This is a genomic window from Crocinitomicaceae bacterium (assembly GCA_016708105.1).
Lineage (GTDB): Bacteria > Bacteroidota > Bacteroidia > Flavobacteriales_D > Crocinitomicaceae > JADJGJ01.
This window is the reverse complement of the sequence record JADJGJ010000002.1, coordinates 918,573-940,555: the sequence shown is the minus strand read 5'-3', so window position 1 is coordinate 940,555 and position 21,983 is coordinate 918,573. Positions and strand designations below refer to the sequence as shown.

Here is a 21,983-nt window from a genome sequence, read left to right as displayed (position 1 = left end):
AGAGGGATAGTCATTTTAACAGATGAATAAAACATCACAGAATTAAAAACAGACGACGATTCTGAAATAATGATAATTACAAAAAAAAAACTGCCCTCCGAAGAGAGCAGTTTTCTGTGAATTATTTTTTAGAAATTTATTGTTTCACTACACGTTTAACCACTATTTGGTCATTTTGCTCAATCATCACATAATAAACTGCTGCCTCAAGCGATGTAAGGTCTAGTTGCATATTATCATTGCCTGATTTTTGCGCAACAATTCTTCCACGTGCATCTGTCAGTGTAATATTGAATGCACCTGGCAGTTGAATATTCACTAAGTTGGTAGCAGGATTTGGATAAATGCTCAAACCACTGAAATTATTTTCATCAACCCCAACTAGAGAAATGATTACGAATGATTCAGAGTCAAAACAGCCATTATCATCTGTAACAGTTACATTGTAAACACCTGCGGCTAATCCGCTGATATCTTCAGTAGTCTGTCCGCTATCCCAGTTATACGTAAACGGTGACGTTCCGCCGGTAACAGTTAAGTCAATGCTTCCATCACCTGCACCGGTATCATTGCTAGTTACTGTACCACCTGCAGTTGGATTAGGGAATACCGTCACCGCAACAGGTGTTGACACAGCCTGACAACCGGTAGCCGGAGTAGTGTATATTAAGTTATACGTGGTATTTACAACACCACCGGTAATTTCACCTGTTGTTGGATTCAATGTTGAACCATCAGATCCGTCATACGTAAATGTACCACCTGAAACAACAATTCCTGAAACAACGTTAGATGAACCTTCGCAAATATCAGTTGAAGCAAATGAAGCATCATCTTGAGCATTTACTGTCACCACCACAGCATCAGAATTCTGACAAAGGTTTGAAGCTGTACCCACAACCGTATAAGTTGTAGAACCTACTAATGGAGTGAAAGCTACCCCATCAACGATTCCACTATCCCAAGCGTAAGTAGCAGCACCAGATCCACTCAATGTAACAGAAGAACCTTCACACACGGTTTGATCAATACCGGCATCCACATCAGGTAATGCTTTCACTGTAAGGGTAAAGTTCTGTGGAGTACCTGAACATGATCCAATAGTTGGAGTTACGGTTACCGTAGCAACAATATCAGATCCTCCAACGGTTGTTCCCGTTCCGGCAAAAGCAGAAATATTTCCAGAACCAGAACCGGCAAGACCTACAGTACTATTTGTATTTGTCCAAGCATAGGTGCTTCCACCAGTTCCTGAGAAAGTGATACCTGTAAAGTTAGCCCCATCACACACCGACTGATTTGAAACAGCAGACATAGTTGGAGTAGGATTAACAGTGACAGAAACCGGAGCAGAAACCGACTGACAAACACCTGCAGGTGTTGTATAGGTAATTTGATAAGTAGTACCAGAAACACCTCCCGTAATTACACCGGTTGAAGCATTGATTGAAGAAGCATCAGCACCATTGTATGTAAATGTTCCACCCGGTGTTGCAATACCAGAAACCGCATTAGCAGAACCAGCACAATAATTTCCGGTTGTGAAAGATGGATCATCAGCAGTATTTACATATACCGTTTGTACACTTGAGTTAGTACAAACTGCGCTTGTTGTGTATTGAACTGAGTAAGTTGTAGTAACTACCTCATTTGAAATTTCACCGGTAGTTGCATTGATAGTTGCACCATCACCAGGAGCAGGATTGAAAGAGAAAGTTCCACCAGGCGTTGCAATATTCACTGCAGAGTTAGATGCACCAAAACAGAAATCATAAAAATCAAATGTTGCATCATCTAATGGATCAACAGTTACGGTTGTACTTACCAATGACTGGCAGCCGGATCCGTTAGTTACCAAACAGGTATAGGCTGTGGTCACAGTTGGCGTAACGTTTACTGTTGCAGAAGTACCGCCGGTAGACCAAACGTAACTTACACCGCCACCAGCAGTAATGTTTGCATTGCCGCCCGGACAAATATCCTGATTGGCTGATACGGTTGCAGAGAATGCAGTAGACGTTGCAATATTTACCGTGAAAGAATATTCACATCCATCACCACCGGTTCTTACATATACCGTATATGTACCAGAAGGTAAATTGGTAAACGCGTTCGTTGTCTGCCATCCGCCACTATTCAATTTATACTCATACACCCCATCACCGCCTGTTGCATTCACGGTAATTGCACCATTATTATTTCCGCAAGTTGTATTTGTTACCGTTGCAGTTGCATTCACCGCCGGATTAACTAATACCGGTAAAACAACAGCATCAGTCATACATGAGCCGTCAGCAAATAAATAGATTGCATAATCACCGGCTGGACCAGCAAAATCAAATGTTGCACCACCTGCGTTGCTTGTGGCAATGGTTGTGGTATACGGATCATCTGTTTGATACCAATAATAGTTGGTTGTGTTTTGAGAACTTGCACCATTCACAATAATTTCACCACCCGGACAAACTTCAGAATCACTGAATGTAAAATCAGCCACAGGCGCCGGTCCGTTTGATAGCATCACATCCATGTACATTGAAGAATTTACTCCGTACGCATCGGTTAACGTATACCAGGTACTATTTATTTGCATTTTCATGGTGTTCAAACCTGTGGTTGCAGCGCGATCATTCAAGTCAACGATAGCAAGGATTACTGTGTCTTGCGGAGCTGCGTAATAGAATTGCATGGTTACCCAAAACGCACCTGTCACTGTTCCAGGATTTGTAAAATCAAATTCATTCCAAAAACCTTCATCTAAATCAGCAAAATAAATTGTGTCAGTAGCATAGATAGTTGAATTTGGACTACCAGCCGTTTCACCGGTAACTTGTACTCTAATGTATCCGGCAGCACCTTGATCAGTTACTTCCAAGACAGGGAAACTAAGTCGTCTAACTTCAGAAGTAGAAGTAGCCACATACCGATCAGCATAATGCGTGATGTTATATAAACCACCTGCACCGGTAGTAAAATCATAACCACCATGACCAGGTAAATAACCCCAATCAGAATACGGAGCAGCACCACTCAAAACATAGGCTGCCAAATCTTCCGTAGCCGGATCATAATTTCTCAAGGTATCACAAGCCGTACCTGAAGCAGGTGCCACAACTTGTATATAAGCAGTCTCAACGGCAGGTGTTGCATCAGCACCGTAAACATTAGATGCAGTTAATGTCACATTGTATGTTCCAACCGTAAGAAAAGTAACAGAAGGATTTTGTGATGAAGAGTTAGTTCCACCCACATAGTTCCAGTTTACACCTGCTGTTCCTGAGATAACCCAAGCCCAAGCGGTTGGCACATTGGTAGACTGATCAATTAAATTTACCGTAGCGCCTACCGGTATAATGATTGGGTCAGCGAGATCGGCCGTAAAGGCAGAATTCGGAGGAGTATTAGTTGGATCACAACCGGGTGATAAAAGCAGAGAACCGCGAATTCCGGTCAAAACAGTTAACATGTGGTTAGCTTGTTGCGCAGTAAACATACAGGTACAGTTTGCGTAATCCATGTAGTTTTCATATTGTGTTTGAATACCTGAACAAGTAGTTTGGTTACCAGAACAAGATCCTGAATAGTTGAAAGAAGGACCTGCTGTATTTGGCGTATCAGCAAAACCGTCATCCATAGCGCATGATCCTGATCCACCCCAAGTGTGGTCAAGTCCAAGATAATGTCCAACCTCATGCGTAAGTACATTTTCATTGTTCATCCCCAAGTTATAATCAAGTACGATACCGTCAATACTTGCAGATGGCAAAACACCACCAACAGGACGATAAGCATACCCCGCAGTACCTGATGAAGCTCCGTTTGAAATATCGCAAATCCAGATATTGAGATATTTGCTGCGATCCCAGATATTAGCTCCACCTGTAACAGTAGATTTCATTTTATTTTCTTCGCCGTTGTCTGAATCATACCAAACTTCACTGGTAGAAACACGTTCAACACCTACCTCAGAGAGTGGATTACCACTTGGATCTTGTGTGGCAAGACAAAAATTGATGTTGGCATCAGCAGGAATAAAACCAAAACCTGTTCTTGCATTGACCGCATCAGCATTTAGTAGCTGATAATCTTCCTGCAAATCATTAAACACTTGCATGATTAATGCATTGGAAACGTTCTCAGTTGGGTTATTATACACCACGTGAAAAATCACCGAGATCGTGTTTGTTCCCGGCGTTTTATTCATACCCACCGGCTCTTCAACAGCTATCTGCTGATGATCAATTGCCATCAGGTCTTCGTAATTATAGCCTTCAGACTCAAAATGAGCTGATGTCAAATCATGGGCCTTACAGTTATGCCCTGAACTTGTTGTACCCGAAATGGAAGGAGCAGTAGAAACCAATTTGGTAGAAGCGGGAAGAATTTGCATTCCTCCGCCTGCGCCAACAGGCTGTCCTGTTTTCTCCACTTGCTGAGCAAAAGCGCCGGTTACCAAGAGACACGAGGCAACCAGGAAGTAAAGTTTTTTCATGAAATTAGATTTTGGTTTTTAATAAAAGCAGCGGATAAAAAGTCTATCAGGTGATCACGAGAATCAAACAGACAGAGTGACTTTATCATGCCAATAGTTTTTTGAATAATCAGTCCAAGTTATAAATTTTTTTTGAAGATGGGTACCAAAAAAAAAGAACAGCTGCGTGAACAACTGCTCTTTTGAATTTGTAAATCAGTTAAGTATTCAGGTTATGCGCTTTGTAGTTTGTGCTTTTTAAAAAATGCATCCCAATCCCAGAGGTAATTCATCATCACTTCATCCATACGCTTTAAAAACAGAGGATTTGGTGCGCGCATACTTTTAAAATATGACTCTTGAAATTCATTCAGATTGAGTTTGTGGAATAACGCCTTTGACATACCATACAGCGTATTTTTTGAAGGATGATTGACACGAGAAATAAAAGAATCATATTCAGCAATAATTTTGTCAAATTCAGCAGGAGACATATCATACACTGCTGCAAATTTTTCAATAATTTTTAATCTGATTTCACGGGCATCATCAGCCTCAAAATGATCATCCAGATATCTGAGATTACCAACCAGGACAATCAAAATAAAGTGATCAGCAGACGCAGAATCAATTCCCGGATGATGAATAAATGCAGGATCATCGTTGATCATCTCTGCAATATCCGGAAAACCACTGTCAACTGCTTCAATCAGCGAGTTCACAAAGACATTTGCCAGCTGATTGCAATCCAACTTTTTCTTTACTAGTAATCCAAACATAGTGTTGTATTAGTGACTACTTATTTTTACCGTCAAAATGCAGGCATACGAAATACATAACATTTTGGCAATGCTAAAGTAAAACCTTTGCTAAATGCTTTAAATCACGCATCAACAGAGTTATTCACACAGCTTGGTTGAATGCAAACCTAGAACTGGTGGGATTTTTGACAGTTATGCTTTGCGCACGAAAGGCTTCAATCCTTTGTCAGAAGCGGACTTCAAAAGAAACTCGTATGCAGAATTATAATCATTACGAATATGGCCTTCAAGGATAGCTTCTTTTATTTCATTTTTTAAAATACCAACCGTTTTACAAGGTTCAATATTAAAAATCTGCATGATTTCTTCACCTGAAACCGGAGGTTGAAAATTGCGGATGTGGTCTTTTTCTTCCACTGTTCTGATTTTCTCACGCACCTTTTCAAAATTCTGACGGTATTTCACCATCTTGAATTCATTTTTAGTAGTGATATCCGCATTGCATAATGTCATCAAATCATCCACATCATCACCGGCTTCAAACAACAATCTTCTCACAGCAGAATCAGTGACTTCACCACTAACCAAGGCAATAGGTCTGAGATGAAGTCGCACCAATTTTTCAACGTATCGCATTTTGCTGTCAAGCGGAAGTTTTAAACGGGTAAAAATATTTTTGACCATACGCGCTCCCAAATCTTCATGGCCATGAAATGTCCAACCAACGCCCGGTTGAAATTTTTTGGTTTTAGGCTTGGCAATATCATGAAGAATTGCTGCCCATCTTAGCCAAAGATTGTCCGTATCACGTGCAATATTATCCAATACTTCAAGCGTATGGTAAAAATTGTCTTTATGTCCTTTGCCTTGAATATTTTCAACCCCGTGCAAGGCAATCATTTCAGGAAAAAAATAATGCAATAATCCGGTATCAAAAAGTTGTGAAATTCCACGTGAAGGTTTTTCAGATAAAACAATTTTATTAAACTCATCCATGGTGCGCTCAATAGAAATTATTTTCAATCGCTCTGCATTTTGAGAAATAGACTTCAGCGATTCTTTTTCAATTGTAAAGCCCAATTGAGATGAAAATCTAATTGCACGCATCATGCGCAAAGGATCATCAGAGTAGGTTTGATCAGGTTCAAGTGGAGTACGAATTAATTTATTTTTTAAATCAGTTAAGCCATCAAACGGATCAACCACTTCACCAAATGTTGTTGATGATAAACTAATGGCAAGTGCGTTAATGCTAAAGTCTCGTCGTTTCTGATCATCTTCAAGGCTACCATTTTCAACTACCGGTTTACGTGAATCACGGTTGTATGATTCTTTGCGCGCACCAACAAATTCTATATCCAATCCATCAAAAACAAAAGCAGCTGTACCAAAGTTTTTATACAATGCTACCTTATCTACATTCAAATTTGCGGCTACTTTTTGTGCAAACTCTAACCCATCACCAAGCACAACAAAATCAATATCTTTTGAAGGGCGATCCAAGAGTAGGTCACGCACATATCCACCAATAACAAAAACTGATTTTTTTTCTGTTCTGGCTGTTTCAGATACGGCTGAAAATATTTTATGTTGAAGATGCGTTTTAAGGTTCACTATTTTCTGATTATTTTGAATTCACCATTCATATTAATTTTAATAATGCGCGATGGTTTTGAAGGTGCTTGGTCATGCATAACATTCACCGTGTAATCAACTGCCTTGAGGATTTCAGGATCAATATCATGATACGATGCTGGAAAAGGTTTACCTGAGATATTGGCTGATGTTGAAACAAGTCCGGTTCTGGTTTTATTCATCAAGGCTGTGCAAAAAGATTGATTTACCATGCGTATACCAATACTACCATCTTCAGCAAGTATTTTGCTACTCACATTTTTGCCTTTCGGGTAAATAATTGTGAGAGGAGATTCTGTCATGTCCATCAAATCATAACAAATTTCCGGAATAGTATCCGTGTACTTATTCAACAAATAATCACTGTTAACAAGTACAATAAAATGTTGCGATTCACTTCGTTTTTTTATCTGACAAATTTTTTCAATTGCTGCAGTATTTTGCGGATCACAACCCAAACCCCATATTGTATCAGTAGGATATAGAATGACTCCACCCTGCGAAATAATTTTAGCTGCCTGATCTATTTCTGCTTTCACAGAACAAAGTTAATTATTGTAACAAAACATGACTCATGCTGAAATAAAAGCAGACATAAAAAAAGACCGGCAGTAAATTACCGGTCTTTTATAAATGTGGGGTATTTATATTATTCTACGATAATTTTTTCTTCAACCGCTGTACCGTTTTCAATTACTTGAATGATATAAGTACCGGCTGGAAGTTCAGAAACTTCAATTGTCTCAACCACTTGTGGATTGATGAATGAAGTTACCAGTTGTCCATTTACTGTATACATACTCATTTGTGAAGCATTACCAGAAGTAGTTACAGTAACAAAATCACTTGCCGGATTAGGATACACCGAGAAATGATTTACATTTTGTTCAGCTACTCCAACATATGAAGGAAGTGAATGATAAAACACAGCATTAAAAGAATCATTTACCAGCGTAGTATTGATATCTATAGTTGCGTGCTGAAAGATTGCTTGTTTACCTGAAGACAAATGATAGTATGAATAAATTGTACGGGTTACAGTTCCGTAATCAGTTGGAAAAGGAAAGATTGTAATTTCAGTTGAAATATTTTCAACCAATTTCACGCGCAACACATTGGTAATGGTGTCGCCACCAACAATGAGAGTACCAAACCCATCAACATCAACATTTGCAGTGCCTGTAGTAAGACCTGTTGCAAATCCTCCATTCACATCAACGATTCCTGCAGTAACATCAGAAATAGTTGTACCAACAGCCGCCGGAAAAGTCATTGCCTTTAATGGGTTAGCATCATGGTGCAACACCACATCAAACCCATCAACGGTGAAAACAAAACCATACACCGTAACAGAATCAGCACTATTTGAAAAATAAACTGAGGCAAATGAAGCCAGATCATCATTGTATTCAGCTTCAGGAAAATCAGCGGCGTTGGTTCCGGCAGACGCCAATTGCACCACATCACTATTTGTAGCAACACCAATTTCACCGTAAAGGGTTGAATAATTCCAGGTAACACCTGAACCGGTGATAGCATCTAAATTAACGGCGTTGCTATCCATCACATAATAGGTTTCACTCATTCCGGGCTGCAAGGTATCAGCGGCGGTATAAGACTGGGCGGTTACTCCAAATGATGCTGCTACTGAACCAAGTAGTAAAAACTTTTTCATAATTTCTTTGTTTTTGTTTATGATATTAGACTAAATGTACAACTTTGCTTACGCATTAATACAATAATTGGTTGGAAGGTTTAAAGAAATTTTCAAAGGTAAGTTTGGTGGTATCTCTTTTGATATCAGCTTTTTTAATTTATCTGATTAAAGATATTCGCTTTGATTATGACTTTGAGGCGTTTTTCCCTGAAGAGGATCCTGAGACAGTATTTTTCAAAGAGCACCGCGCGAGATTTGAATCAGACAATGATTTTATTTTTGTTGCTCTGACAAATCATGATGGGGTTTTTGAAAAAGATTTTTTACAAAAAGTACAGGCTTTTACTGATTCATTGAAAAAAGATACGCTGGTGCGTGAAGTACAATCATTGACCGGCATGAGTGAATATGTGAAAACACCTTTTTCACCCATGGTATTTGAAAATCCTTATCTGCATATTGATGATGAAAGTATGTATGAAAAAGATTCAGCGCGCATATTCAAACACCCTGAACTTGTAGGTTTTTTCATTAATCAAAAAGCTGATGCCCTAATGGTTTACATCAAGCATCAGCAGTACATGAGTAAGAAAAAATGTGATTTACTCAAAGAGCATATTGATGAACATATAGCAACCTTACAATTTGACGAAACAAAATATGCAGGCAGGGCCATTGGTATGTCATATTACATTAACAAGATGCAATATGAGACTGTATTTTTTATTGGATTATCTTTTATACTGGTAATTATTTTTCTTGCTTTCACGTTTAAATCTATTTGGGGCATTTGGGTTCCGTTAGTGATTGTTGGTTTGTCAATGGGATGGATTGTCGGATTTATGGTGTTAGTGAATCAACCCATCAATTTAATATTAACGGTATTGCCATCTATCATTTTTGTGGTTGCCATGTCTGATGTCATTCATCTTGTATCAAAATATTTGGATGAATTGCGCACCGGCAAAACTAAGTTGCAAGCTATTTACACTGCATACAAAGAAGTAGGTATTGCCACCCTGATGACATCACTCACAACGGCTATTGGATTTATCACGCTTCTCACCGTGAATATGGAACCGGTGCAAGATTTTGGAGTGTACACCGCAATTGGCGTGATGCTGTCATTTTTGCTAGCCTATATCACATTGCCAGGTTTATTATTTATCACAAAACCGCCACGCCGCATTGTTGAAAAAGAAATTACAGAGAGTGTTTGGTATGGCATTCTTCACAAAACATTCAGCTGGCTGATCAGACAACGTAAATTGGTTTTAATAATTTCAATTATTGTTGCCGTCATCAGCACTATTGGCACATTCATGATCAAAGCAAATTATTATTTGCTTGAAGACATTTCTAAGTCAAGTAAGATAAGACAGGATTATGAATATTTTGATAAAGAATTCATGGGACTGAGACCGTTTGAAATGGCAATCATCGTGAAAGATCAATCAAAAACTATTTACGATTATGAAGTACTGAAAGAGATCAATAAAGTTGAGAATTATCTTGAAAGAGATTACGGATTGAAACATTGTTTTTCAATTGTCAGTGTATTGGAGTTAGCCAACCGCACACAACACGGTGGACAATTGTCATACGCCAAATTACCTGAAGAAAGTGAAGCCAACGACATGATTGAACAAATCAAAGAGTTTGATAAAAAAGGTATGCTGAACATCTATGTAGATTCAACTGAACAGTATGGCAGAATTTCAAGCACCATTGGCGATATTGGTTTGATAGAAATCAACAAAAAAAATACCGGCTTAAATCAATTCATTGCAGACAGCACCAATACCAATTTGGTTGAATTTAAAATGACCGGTACAGGACATTTGCTTGACCTGAACATGAGTTATCTTTCAAAAAACTTACTGTTTGGTTTGTTGATTTCTATTGGATTAATTGGACTCATCATGGGGCTACTTTATCGTTCATTAAAAATGGTTCTCATTTCACTGCTTGTAAATATTATGCCATTGATAATGATTGCTGCGGTATTAGGATTTGCCGGCGTTGATTTAAAAGTTTCTACCGCCATTATATTTACAATTTCATTTGGTATTGCGGTTGATGACACCTTACACTTTATGAGCAGATTCAGATTGGAGTTAGGCAAAGGACGCAGCTATTTGTATGCTATGAAACGCACTTTTTTATCAACCGGAAAAGCCATGGTACTCACCTCAGTGATTTTATGTGCAGGATTTTTAATGTTGATGCTATCAGATTTTTTGGGAACTTATTATGTCGGTCTACTCATCAGTCTTTCTCTACTTTTTGCCTTGATCAATGATTTATTTCTACTACCTGTTTTGTTGATGATTTTCTACAAAGGCAAAAAGAAATAATCTAAGCAATTATTATCGGGACAAATCTTCTTCAAGATAACTGCTGTTTATTGTTTGCATGACACGCACTACCGGATATTGATTATGGGTAGGTTCATAATGAGATGATCCTTTGTAGATGAAATAAAGTTGAGCAAATGAACTTGCGGCGAATGAAGGATCATTTTTTTTCTTCTCTTCAAATGCCTTTTTCAATTCAGGATTTTCAGCTAAAACCTTCGGTGCTTCATCTTCAAAAACATACGCTGAAAACCATTCTTTCTGTTGCAAAATGGCGTCAAAATAATTCCAAGCCAAATAGCTGTCTACTGCATGAGGCTCCAGAGTTTCAATGATAAATCTTGCCATTTCATTTCGGGTCGGAATAACATAATCACCTTTTCTAAACGTACTTGTAGTGGTGTCTTTTAAAACCTCAACGGCATGATGAAGATAATGCCCTTCATAGGGTCCGTTCACTGTTTCAAAATGGATTATGTCATAATATTCTGCCTGCAATGTTATCTCCTTATTGAGACGATATATTTTTACATTGCTTTTTTTCATTTTTTCAATCACTATATCCCATTGTTGAGGTATAATATAATATTCAGGGCGCTGCACCATTTTCATGGGACGATACGTATTATAATATTTTATTTTTTTAGTGTACGGACGTTCATGATCATAATAAAGGCGGTTAGTTCCGGTTACTTCACTTTTTTTATAATCTGCCGTGTAGCCCATAAAATCAATCATGTCAAAAACAGTGGTATCCAATTCCCAGTCCAAAGCAAATGTTTCTGTTTTAGATAACTCATCATTCGATTTGGTTTTTAATTCCATCAATTCTTTTGCATGAGCATCCATAAATTCTGAAATGGTTAAAAGCAAATCATACGTTGCTAAAACGCGTTGATCAAATGGTTTGAGCATGTGCGTTTCAGCAACATAACTGATACAATTAAACAGATTAGTGTAACCGGTAGAATAGCGAGGTGTTTCTAAAAAATCAATAATTCCCGCATCAGGTGTTTCACCAAATGTGGTAACATAAGGAACCATAGGAAAACCTTTTGCACTCATAGAATCATACAATACCGGATTCATTTCATCTTTGACAAATTCAGCCAGAACAGGATTCATTTTATTCAACTGACTTGTGATAAGTGTCATGGTATATTGATAATCTGCCCCATTTGAAGTATGCGTATCAATAAAAACAGCAGGTTTCAATGCATGAAAAATACTATAAAACGCTAATGTATTTTTACTATCTGTTTTCACAAAATCACGGTTTAGATCTAAATTTTTTGCATTCCCTCTGAACCCATATTCAATAGGTCCGTTTTGATTTGCACGACTACAACAGTTGCGATTCATGGCGCCACCAATATTATAGATTGGAATGATAGCAATGATAATATTATCAGGCAATAATGAAGTATCAGCCAACATATCTTTAGCCAATTTGATAGACGCATCTACCCCTTCAGGCTCACCCGGATGAATGGCATTGTTGATTAGAAAAACAGGTTTAACCGCATATTCTCTTGGATAAAATTTTCCTCCTTTACTCATCAAAAAAAGTGAAACCGGCAAACCATAATCACTCATACCGAATTCTTGATAAGCACACCATTGCGGGTATGTTGAAGCCATAACTTTATATTGATTTATTGCCTCATCATAGGTATAGGTTTGATTAGAGAGATAAGGTTCTTGCTGACCAAATAATTTGGCTGAACAAAGAACAAAGAAAGTGAGCGTAACAAAAAAATATTTCATGATAAACAAAAACGTATGAGCGTAAAAACAAGTCCTAAAGTACAAAAAAAAGCGCCTCCTTTCGAAGACGCTTTTCTGCGTGAGGGTTAAACGAACCAGCTAATCACCTACTCACTGCGTATGAATCGGTACGTTGACTTGTAATTGTCATAGCTCCGTTGCAGCACCAATTGGTTTTGTTGAATTTGCATTACTTCAAACGTACTTTGGTTATTGAGAATAATGAGATTGTTAGACTCATCATACAAATAACTAAACCAACTTGATTCACCATCTTCTTCAATATACATTTCGCATTGCTGACTGTGTGAAGTTTCACATGAGCCGAAATAGTAGACGGTTGAAATTTCTTCTTGCACTGAAACGGCATTGAGAGAATCTCCCTGATACAATGCTGTTTCAACTAATCCCCATTTTCCGGGTAAATAATTCACCTGCGGAATTTCTTTGGTGCAAGAGACGAATAAACTAAGTATTGAAATAATAGCAAACATTTTTTTCATGATTTTGATAATGATTAAAAATTAGATTTCAGATGAACTCCTTTTCATCTTTTTCTCCGTGTTATTAATTTGTTTTAACAGATTTTTTAGATCTCACAATGTTGAATCCAACACTTACACCGGCCATGCCTCCACCTTTTTGAGATGAGTAGAAAATATTTACCGGTATGTTTAGTGCACCTGATCTGAATGTGCGGCCAAAAGCCATTACCCAGCGTGTTGAAAATTCAAGGTCACCTCTTGTGTCCAGCGTTTTTTTCCATGAGTATCCGTTTTCATCTATTCCATTTGGATCAAAGCCTGCACTAACTAAATCTGATGATCTCCAGTACTTATCTTTTGGTCCATAAATTTCTTTGCTATCAAAAAAACCTGTACTGACTGTTGACAAACTGAAACTAGGTCCAAATGCAAATTCCCACCCGCTGTTACCAAAACGGTAACCATTCATGACAGAAATACTTGGAATAAATTTTCCCTGTTCAAGGCCTGAGAACATGATGAGACATTCAATTAGGGCTGAGAAGTTTTCAGTACCCACGTATTGTCCTTCAAATTGATAACCGATGTTTGATACAAGCGGTGCAATATCTAAACCACCTTCAATTTCAGGACGAGTTAAAAACTCATTGACTGCTCCGGTTGTATAAGCCAATCCCATACGAGGACCTGAATTATTGATGCGCCCGATATTATTAGAAATAATCACTTCATTTTTAAAGATGAGTTGTTTTTTCAATTCAGGGTCAGGAATAATTCCGTGCATTTCTTGCAAAACAATTCCAATCATGCGTTGCAATTCTTCTTCCATATTATCAAATTCAATGGACAAACTTTTGCTAACCGATTGGGCAGTTATGTCAATCACTTTGAAACTTACCACAATTTTGTCACCCAGGCCGTCAACATTTCCGGACAGAATAAAATCAGCACCTAATGTCTTACCATATTCTATCAAACATGTTTTTCCAAAACAGCTATCGTAATCTGATGGCTTGGTTAATTCGTTCATGTCAAATTTATCCATCACGGCATATTTATTTAGTTTCACTAATTCAAGCTGCGTGAGTTTGGTACAGGTATTTGAACTAGAAAACAAACCAAACGCCTTAATTGGTGCAACCGCGATGGTTTGTGACTGCGCAGCTGTTGACAATACAATCATCAGACAAACTGCTATTAATTTTAATGTTTTCATACAAAATATTTTTTATCAATTTATTAGCTTAATCCTGATTAATTAATTTGGTGCGTTTGTTCACATTAAACCCAACGCTTGCTCCAAGCACAAGTCCGTATTTATTAGATGAAGAATAAATGTTCACCGGAATATTCAAGGCACCTGAACGAAATGTTCTGCCAAATGCCATCACCCAGTTAGAGCTCAATTCAACTGAACCTCTTTTGTCCAAATTTCTAGTATATACTGAAGGATCTGGTGCCATGTAATTCACATATACTTCACCGGTTGTTTGATTTACATAGTCAGGATTTGTTCTCCACTCATCATACTTTAATGTTTCCCACTCACTTTGTCTGTAATAAACGCCGTCAGAAAAAACTCCTTTGGTTGTTGTTCTCAAACCAATACCGGGTCCAAAAGCAAATTCCCATCCTGCTCTTCCAAATCTGAAACCATTCAATAAAGTCAATGAGGGAATAAATTGACCTTGCTCCATACCGCCAACGTTGACAATAAATTCAGCAAGTGCAGAAAAATTTTCAGTACCAATATATTGCCCTTCAAACTGATATCCGATATTTGACATCACCGGTATAATTTCCAATCCACCTTGTGATTCTTTACGAGTGAAATATTCATTTAAATCACCAAAGCCAACATAGCCAAAGCCAACGCGCGGACCTGAATTGTTTACACGACCCACATTATTAGAAGTGATCACATCATTTTTAAATTCCAGTTGTGCTTTTGTATGCACATCAGGTGTCATTCCATGCATTTCATAAAGAATAATTCCCAACATGCGTTGCAACTCACTTTCCTGATCGTCAAATTCCATGGTACGGGTCGCTTTCAGCTCTCCATTATTTACATCAATCAATTTAATTGTGATGACAATTTTATTTTCAAACCCATCAACACTGCCTGAAAGCACGTAGTCAACGTTGAATTTTTTACCTAATTCAACCAGACAGGTTTTTCCGTAGCAGGTATAATACTGCGGATTTTTTTCAAGCACCTCTGCCATGTCAAATTCGTCAAGTACTGAGTACTTTTCCATTTTGACCATTTCTAATCGCGCCATTTTAGCAACCATCTCAGGTTTTGACGAAATTCCGTTTGTACTGAAGTTGGTAACTGCAATACTTTCTGCCATTGATGTTAATGATGTAAAGATGAACATCAGACAGGTAATCATCCATTTTGTTTTCATAGTGTTTTGTTTTTTTAATCCGGCTTTATTTTTTTTTTACCAGATCGTTCGTTTATGACCCAAAAGTATGTCGCTGATATGGGGCAGAATAATTGAATAACGCAGGCTTCAAATAAAAATCTGCGATAAACGCAAATTCAAGAAGTGGGGATAAAAACATTATCATCTGGCGCAAAAAATTACCCCCTTGGTAGATGTATTTGCGCATTTTGTAGCAAAAGCATTCTGCTTAATTGAATAGCATACTCGGCTTTTATATAACAAAAACAAACTAACTACCTTTGCGTTATCAGTTATTACTTATGAAAATCAGACACATTGTAATTATCGTACTCTTTTTAGTCATCAATTTGCTCATTGGCATGGTATTGATGAATGCCGGCGGAAAAAAGACTGTAGAAGAAAAAGACCAACTTGTGATTCCACACCTTGAAGCCATGCAGGTTAATAATACAGTAGAAGAAATCAGAGTAAGTGGTTATGGCACCTTATCATCTTATAACACGGTGGACCTGGCTGCTGAAATACAAGGTAAACTGTATGCAGGCAACAAAGCACTTAAACCGGGCATGCGCTTTAAAAAGGGTGATTTACTTTTCAGGATTGATGACAGCGAAGCAAGATATTCAATCAGAGCGCGCAAAAGCACCTTCATAAATCTGCTTGCAAATATTTTACCTGATATTAAAGTAGATTATAATTCAGAGTATAAAAAGTGGAGTGATTACTTGGAGAGTATAAAACTGAATGAGTCACTGCCTACCCTACCTGCTTGGAGTAGTGAAAAAGAAAAAGTGTTTCTTTCAACCAGAAATGTACTGACAGAATATTTTAATATCAAAAGTCAGGAAGAGCAATTAAAAAAATATACGGTACATGCTCCATTCAGCGGAATGATCAGTGAAGTATATATGCCTGAATTTTCATTTGTGAATCCCGGCGCAAAAATTATCAAAGTAGTTCAAACCGGAAATTATGAAATACCCGTTGCGGTTCCGGTGAGTCAATTAGATATGGTAAAAGTAGGAACCAAATGCACTATTTATTCTACGGATGGAACAGAGCGAGGCGGCGGTTCAGTTGTGCGCATATCTGAAGTAATTAACCGCACCACACAAAGTGTAACCGTGTATGTAAAGCCGGGTAATGACAAAGACGCAGATTATATTGAAGGAGAATATTTGCTGGTAAAAATTGATGCTGAACTCACACAAAATGGTTGCTTGATTCCGCGTTCAGCTGTGCAAGATGGTCAGGTATATGTTTACTCTAAAACTGACTCTTTGTTGAATAAAAAACCCGTTCAAATTCTCAATGAAAATGAACAAGGATTTTTTGTTTCAGGGATATCAGACACTGATACAATTATTATACAAGAAGTGCTCAATTACCGTGATACTGCCAAGTATGGAATCATAATAAAATAACGGAAAACAAAGAAATTACTGTACGCAAGTAAAACATTCATCACATGAGAAGCATTATCCGATATTTTATCAAGTACCCGATGTACGCCAATGCGTTCATCTTTGTGATCTCTCTGTTCGGAATTTACAGCATGTTCAGCATGAACAAGTCGTTTTTTCCTGAACTTGATCCACGGAGAGTAATCGTTTCTGTGCTATATCCCGGAGCATCGCCGGAGGAGATGGAAGAAGGTGTTACCATTAAAGTGGAACAAGCCTTGCGAGGCATTAATGGAGTAGAACAAATCAACTCAACATCTTCAGAAAACGTTGCCATGATCACCGTGCAGGCGTTTGAAAGTGCGGACATGGATGAGGTTTATAAAGATGTGGAAAATGCAGTGAATAGCATCAACTCATTTCCGCAAGGGGCTGAGAAACCTGTCATTCGACGTCTGAAATTGAATCCGGTTTCTGAAATGGTGAGCACTATCGGTCTTACCGGTGATGGTGATTTTATGACCTTGAAAGAAGAGGCAGATAAAATTGAAAATGATCTTTTCAATTCCGGCTTGATTTCTAATATTGAAATGAGAGGTTTTCCTGAACTTGAACTCGTAGTGGCAGTGCAGGAAGAAAATTTGTTGAAATACGGAATCATGATTGATGAAATTGCGCTGGCAATTCAACGAAACAATCAAGATTTAACCGGAGGTATTTTGCGTAACGATAAAGAAGAGTTGGTTATACGTTCACGTAAGCGCACCACAGACCCAAAAGAAATTGAAAAAATTGTTGTGCGCACAACACCATCAGGACAAAAAATACTGGTTGAAGATGTAGCTGATGTAAGTTTAGGATTTTCTGAAACCTCTGCTGAAGTATATTATCTTGGAAAACGCTCAATTAGCATTGAAATAAAAAAGACACCTGATCAAGACCTGGGTGCCATCACTGAATACATCAGAGAATATGTTGCTGCATACAATAAAGAATATCATCCGGCAAAATTGCATATTCAATATGAAGCAGAAAAAAATCTCCAAGATCGTATAGACCTGCTTACATCAAATGGTATGATGGGATTAGCGCTTGTACTATTAATGCTCGGATTATTTTTAAGTACACGTGTTTCTATCTGGGTTGCATTTGGAATTCCCTTTGCGTTTCTAGGCATGTTCATTGTTGCCGTGATGATGGGCCTCACCATCAATATGATCACCTTGTTTGGAATGATACTGGTGGTTGGTATTTTAGTTGATGATGCCATTGTGATTGCTGAAAATATTGTAGTGCATTTTGAGCGCGGTAAAACACCCCATCAGGCAGCTCTTGATGGCACAGCTGAAGTATTGCCTTCGGTTATCAGTTCATTACTTACTACCATTGCTGCCTTTTCTATGCTTTTGGCAGTTGAAAAAATGGAAATGATGTGGGAGATGCCTGTTGTTGTAATATTGGCATTGGCTTTCTCAATGCTTGAAGGCTTTATTACATTGCCGGTTCACATGGCCAGTCACAAAGTATTATCACGTCCAAAAGAAGGCACTTTCAGATTCAAGGCACGCAAATTATTAAATGGAATAGTAGATTATTTACGTGATGAAATTTTTGCAGAGATGCAGAAATTTGTTTTCAAAAGATACCGCGCATTTGTAGTATTGCCTCTTATTTTCACGTTTGCCATCATCATTCTCAGTATCCATAAAAAAATAGGATATACCTTTTTTCCGGAGATAAAACCTGAAATAATCAATGTAGAAGTAGCTTTTGTACCGGGCACAGCAAAAGACATTACCATGAAATGGCTGAAAGAAACAGAAGCAGCCATAGTAGAATCAAATCAAGAAATTATTGATTTATGCGGTGATACGTTGATGACAAAATACACCATGACAGTTGGTATGTCACAGAGTTTGGGTGAAACAGGTTTTCATACAGGCATGTTTACGCTCACCATTGAGGGAGAAGGCAAAGCAATGCCGGTTGATTCATTGCAACGCCGCATCATGGAAAAAATATATGCTAACGAATCAACCAAACTCACTGAAGGAATTTTTGTTGGCGCACCTACCATGACTTTTGGAAAACCCGTTGAATATTCACTCACCGGCAACAATGATGAAGAAGTGAGAAAGGCCAGAGACTTGTTTAAAAAACTGGTTGAAGAAATTCCGCTTATCAGTAACCTCAAAGACAATGAACCTCTGGGGCGCAAAGAAATCAATCTTGAAATGAAACCGGAAGCAGACTTTTACAACCTGGGAGTTTATGAAGTGACAAAACAAATTAGGCAGGGTGTTTTTGGTCAAGAAGTTCAGCGCGTAATTTTAGGAACCGATGAAGTAAAAATTTGGGTGCGTTACGATCAGGCAGGCAGACAAGATCAATACGATTTGGAAAATCTTCGCATCAAAACCATGGACGGTAAACAAATACTTTTGTCAGATCTTGCTGATTATACTATAGAACGTGGACCGGTAAGTTTAAAGCGCCGCGATGGTCGACGTGAAATTGTCGTTGACGCCAGTGTTGATGACCCTGAAAAAGTTGGAGACGTGAATGGAATTATTGTTAAAGAAGTGATACCGCAAGTAGAAGCACAGTACCCGGGCGTTGAAGTAATTCAGCGCGGACAAGGTGAGCGAAGTTCAAAAGCACTTGCTTCAATGGGCATTAATCTTGCCATATTATTTGTCATCATGATTCTGATGATTTCACTTACTTTCAGATCAGTTTATCAAGGCTTACTTATCATGTTAGTTATACCGGCTGGCGTTGCCGGCGGAATTCTTGGTCATACCCTGATTGGAATTCCGGTTTCAATTCTCAGTGCGTTTGGTATGATTGCACTCATTGGTATTTTAGTAAATGATGCCATTGTATTTTTAGATCAGTACAACAGAAATCTGCGTGACGGACTCACGGTGAAAGATGCCGTATTTGAAGCAGCGCGCTCACGTTTCAGGCCAATTCTGTTAACCTCTGTAACAACCGTTGCCGGTATGATGCCATTAATTATGGAAACAAGTTTTCAGGCGCAATTTCTCATTCCAATGGCTGCCATGATTTCATTTGGACTGGTGTTTGGAACTTTGTTTATTTTATTGTTCTTCCCCTGTATTATTCTTGCAAGCAGCGACTTCAGACGTGGGTGGAATTTCGCATTCAACGGTTCAACAGTAACTACACCGGTAGTAGAAGTTCAAATAGATGAATTGGATAATCTTTCTATTGAAAAATCTCAAAGAAAAAATAAATCTAATATGCTTTTCCGAACGGTTTTGTTGAATATCAGCACCTATCTCTATTTTATTCCAATCATTGCATTTATCACATTTCCCAAACCGGATAGCGGAGTAGTTTCTCAAATTGTATTTTACATTTTTACAGCGGCAACGCTTGTTTTATTTGTTATTTTCCCTGATAAATTATTTAATCGCATTATACAGAAAATTTGGTCAAGCAGAAATATTCAAGCGGCTGAAAAAATAGAACCTGCCCTATTGAATAAAGAAGAAGAAGACAAGCGTTCAATTTAAAAACATTAAAATGAGAAGCTTTATAAATATTAGTTTTTACCTGATACTAGCGTGCAGCCCGTTCAATCATTTGAATGCGCAAGACGATCTTACCCTGGCACAGGCAATTGAAAAAGCATTGGTAAATAATTATCAGATCAAGATTATAAAAGCCAATTTAGAAATTGCTGAAACGCAAAACACCTGGGGCATGGCAGGCGCAATACCCACCGTATCATTCAATGTCAACAATACAAATACGCTTTCAGATAATACCAATAACCCTGCTTCATTTTTTCCGGGTGTGGTGCTGAATGATAATTTAGGAGCAACCTTAGATTTGAGTTATACCTTGTTTTCAGGTTTTGGAATCAGAATTAATAAAGAACGGTTTGATCAACTTGAAGAACAAACCACAGGTAACGCCATCATTGCCATTGAGACTACTATTTATGATGTCATCATTGCGTATTACACTGCCGTAACGCAACAACGCAAATTAGATATTCTGCGTGAAATGTTGTCGTTTTCAAAATCAAAACTTGAATATCATGAAATAAAAAATGAAATTGGAGGAGAAACTTCCATTGATCTGCTTGAGTTCAAAAATCAAGTACTTACTGACTCAAGTAATTTAGTGATGCAAGAACTCTCATTAAAAAATTCGTATCGCAATTTAAGTCTTGAAATGGGTGAGCCCCTTGAAAGCAGTTTTAATCTGATTGATAAAATTGAATTTGATGTGCCTGATGCAAGCTGGGGAGAACTCTATGATTACATGATTGCCAATAACCAAAACATCAAAAACCAATACATTAATTTAGAATTACAAAAATTAAATACAGAACAAAAACAAGCGGTGTATTATCCAACGGTAACTCTTAATCTGGGGCTTACGCCTTCAGTCGGGCGCATTGAACTTTTTGGTGATCAACCATTTCAAACCAATACCAATTCAGTTAATTATTATGGAAATATTTCATTGCGCTACACCTTGTTTAATGGATATGCAAGACAACGCAATGTAGAAATTGCAAGAATTCAGGAAGAAATTACATTATTGCAAACTGAAGATCTCATCCTCACTCTTTCTCACAACCTGCGCGCAATATTTGATTTGTATCAAGCACAAAGTAAAGTTGAAGACATGTCGCTTGAACGTGTTGCTAACGGCAAACAATTATGGAACATGGGGGTTGAGAGATACAATATTGGAAAACTTACCGTGTTTGAATTAAATGATATTAAAATGAGATATGAATCTGCTGTTATTACGTATTATGATCGGTTGCTTGATTTGGTAAAAACACATTTTGATCTCATGCGCATAACCGGCACCATCACGCAAGAATATAAAATTGCTGACACGATTGATCCTGATAAATAGTCTGAAAAAAAAACAGACTGCGCAAAAATAGTATCACCCCAGAAATAATGTAAGTGCCGTGTGCAGCGTCGAAAAATTTCAGCTTGCTTCATCTCAATGATTTTGTCAATGCACAATTCTTT

At 37.9% G+C, this 21,983-nt stretch carries 13 protein-coding genes; 4 read left to right on the top strand and 9 right to left on the bottom strand.

The features are described 5' to 3' along the window. Positions 1 to 136: 136 nt before the first annotated feature. The 5 genes from IPH66_15185 to IPH66_15165 all read right to left on the bottom strand — a co-directional run bounded on the left by IPH66_15185 (position 137) and on the right by IPH66_15165 (position 8,542). Positions 137 to 4,492 carry a T9SS type A sorting domain-containing protein gene (locus IPH66_15185; protein MBK7130689.1) on the bottom strand — a complete coding sequence of 1,452 codons (4,356 nt, stop codon included), beginning with the start codon at positions 4,490 to 4,492 and terminating at the stop codon, positions 137 to 139. Positions 4,493 to 4,704: 212 nt separating this feature from the next. After that, positions 4,705 to 5,250 carry a hypothetical protein gene (locus IPH66_15180; protein ID MBK7130688.1) on the bottom strand — a complete coding sequence of 182 codons (546 nt, stop codon included), beginning with the start codon at positions 5,248 to 5,250 and terminating at the stop codon, positions 4,705 to 4,707. A gap of 174 nt (positions 5,251 to 5,424) precedes the next feature. Further along, positions 5,425 to 6,846, bottom strand: coding sequence for an HD domain-containing protein (locus tag IPH66_15175; protein ID MBK7130687.1), 1,422 nt, complete (start codon positions 6,844 to 6,846; stop codon positions 5,425 to 5,427). Next, positions 6,846 to 7,406: a threonylcarbamoyl-AMP synthase gene (locus tag IPH66_15170; GenBank protein ID MBK7130686.1), complete on the bottom strand. Its 561-nt coding sequence runs from the start codon at positions 7,404 to 7,406 to the stop codon at positions 6,846 to 6,848. The genes IPH66_15175 and IPH66_15170 overlap by 1 nt, the downstream gene beginning before the upstream one ends. Before the next feature lie 110 nt (positions 7,407 to 7,516). Beyond that, on the bottom strand, positions 7,517 to 8,542 hold the full coding sequence (locus IPH66_15165; GenBank protein MBK7130685.1) for a T9SS type A sorting domain-containing protein: 1,026 nt from the start codon (positions 8,540 to 8,542) through the stop codon (positions 7,517 to 7,519). Positions 8,543 to 8,646: 104 nt separating this feature from the next. Here IPH66_15165 and IPH66_15160 point away from each other — a divergent pair, with 104 nt between their 5' ends. Beyond that, entirely contained in the window at positions 8,647 to 10,881 is a 2,235-nt protein-coding gene (locus IPH66_15160) for an MMPL family transporter (protein ID MBK7130684.1), read from the top strand. Between the two features lie 12 nt (positions 10,882 to 10,893). Here the strand turns inward: IPH66_15160 and IPH66_15155 are convergent, their stop codons facing one another. The 4 genes from IPH66_15155 to IPH66_15140 form a co-directional block, all read right to left on the bottom strand. After that, positions 10,894 to 12,648, bottom strand: a complete 1,755-nt coding sequence (locus tag IPH66_15155) for a hypothetical protein (protein ID MBK7130683.1) — start codon at positions 12,646 to 12,648, stop codon at positions 10,894 to 10,896. A 107-nt stretch (positions 12,649 to 12,755) separates the two neighbouring features. After that, positions 12,756 to 13,151, bottom strand: a complete 396-nt coding sequence (locus IPH66_15150; protein ID MBK7130682.1) for a hypothetical protein — start codon at positions 13,149 to 13,151, stop codon at positions 12,756 to 12,758. A gap of 64 nt (positions 13,152 to 13,215) precedes the next feature. Continuing rightward, positions 13,216 to 14,349, bottom strand: coding sequence for a hypothetical protein (locus IPH66_15145; GenBank protein MBK7130681.1), 1,134 nt, complete (start codon positions 14,347 to 14,349; stop codon positions 13,216 to 13,218). Between the two features lie 28 nt (positions 14,350 to 14,377). After that, a complete protein-coding gene (locus IPH66_15140; GenBank protein MBK7130680.1) occupies positions 14,378 to 15,547 on the bottom strand; it encodes a hypothetical protein in 1,170 nt (389 codons plus the stop codon). A 302-nt stretch (positions 15,548 to 15,849) separates the two neighbouring features. On the opposite strand from IPH66_15140, the gene IPH66_15135 reads away from it, so the two are divergent. Genes IPH66_15135 through IPH66_15125 form a run of 3 tightly spaced genes read left to right on the top strand, consistent with a single transcriptional unit; the run spans position 15,850 to position 21,861 of the window. Then, complete coding sequence (locus tag IPH66_15135; GenBank protein MBK7130679.1) at positions 15,850 to 16,974, top strand: HlyD family efflux transporter periplasmic adaptor subunit; 1,125 nt, start codon at positions 15,850 to 15,852, stop codon at positions 16,972 to 16,974. Between the two features lie 44 nt (positions 16,975 to 17,018). Then, the gene (locus IPH66_15130) at positions 17,019 to 20,495 is read left to right on the top strand and encodes an efflux RND transporter permease subunit (GenBank protein ID MBK7130678.1); all 3,477 of its coding nucleotides are present in this window, start codon (positions 17,019 to 17,021) and stop codon (positions 20,493 to 20,495) included. A 10-nt stretch (positions 20,496 to 20,505) separates the two neighbouring features. Further along, positions 20,506 to 21,861, top strand: a complete 1,356-nt coding sequence (locus IPH66_15125) for a TolC family protein (GenBank protein MBK7130677.1) — start codon at positions 20,506 to 20,508, stop codon at positions 21,859 to 21,861. Positions 21,862 to 21,983: the final 122 nt, after the last annotated feature.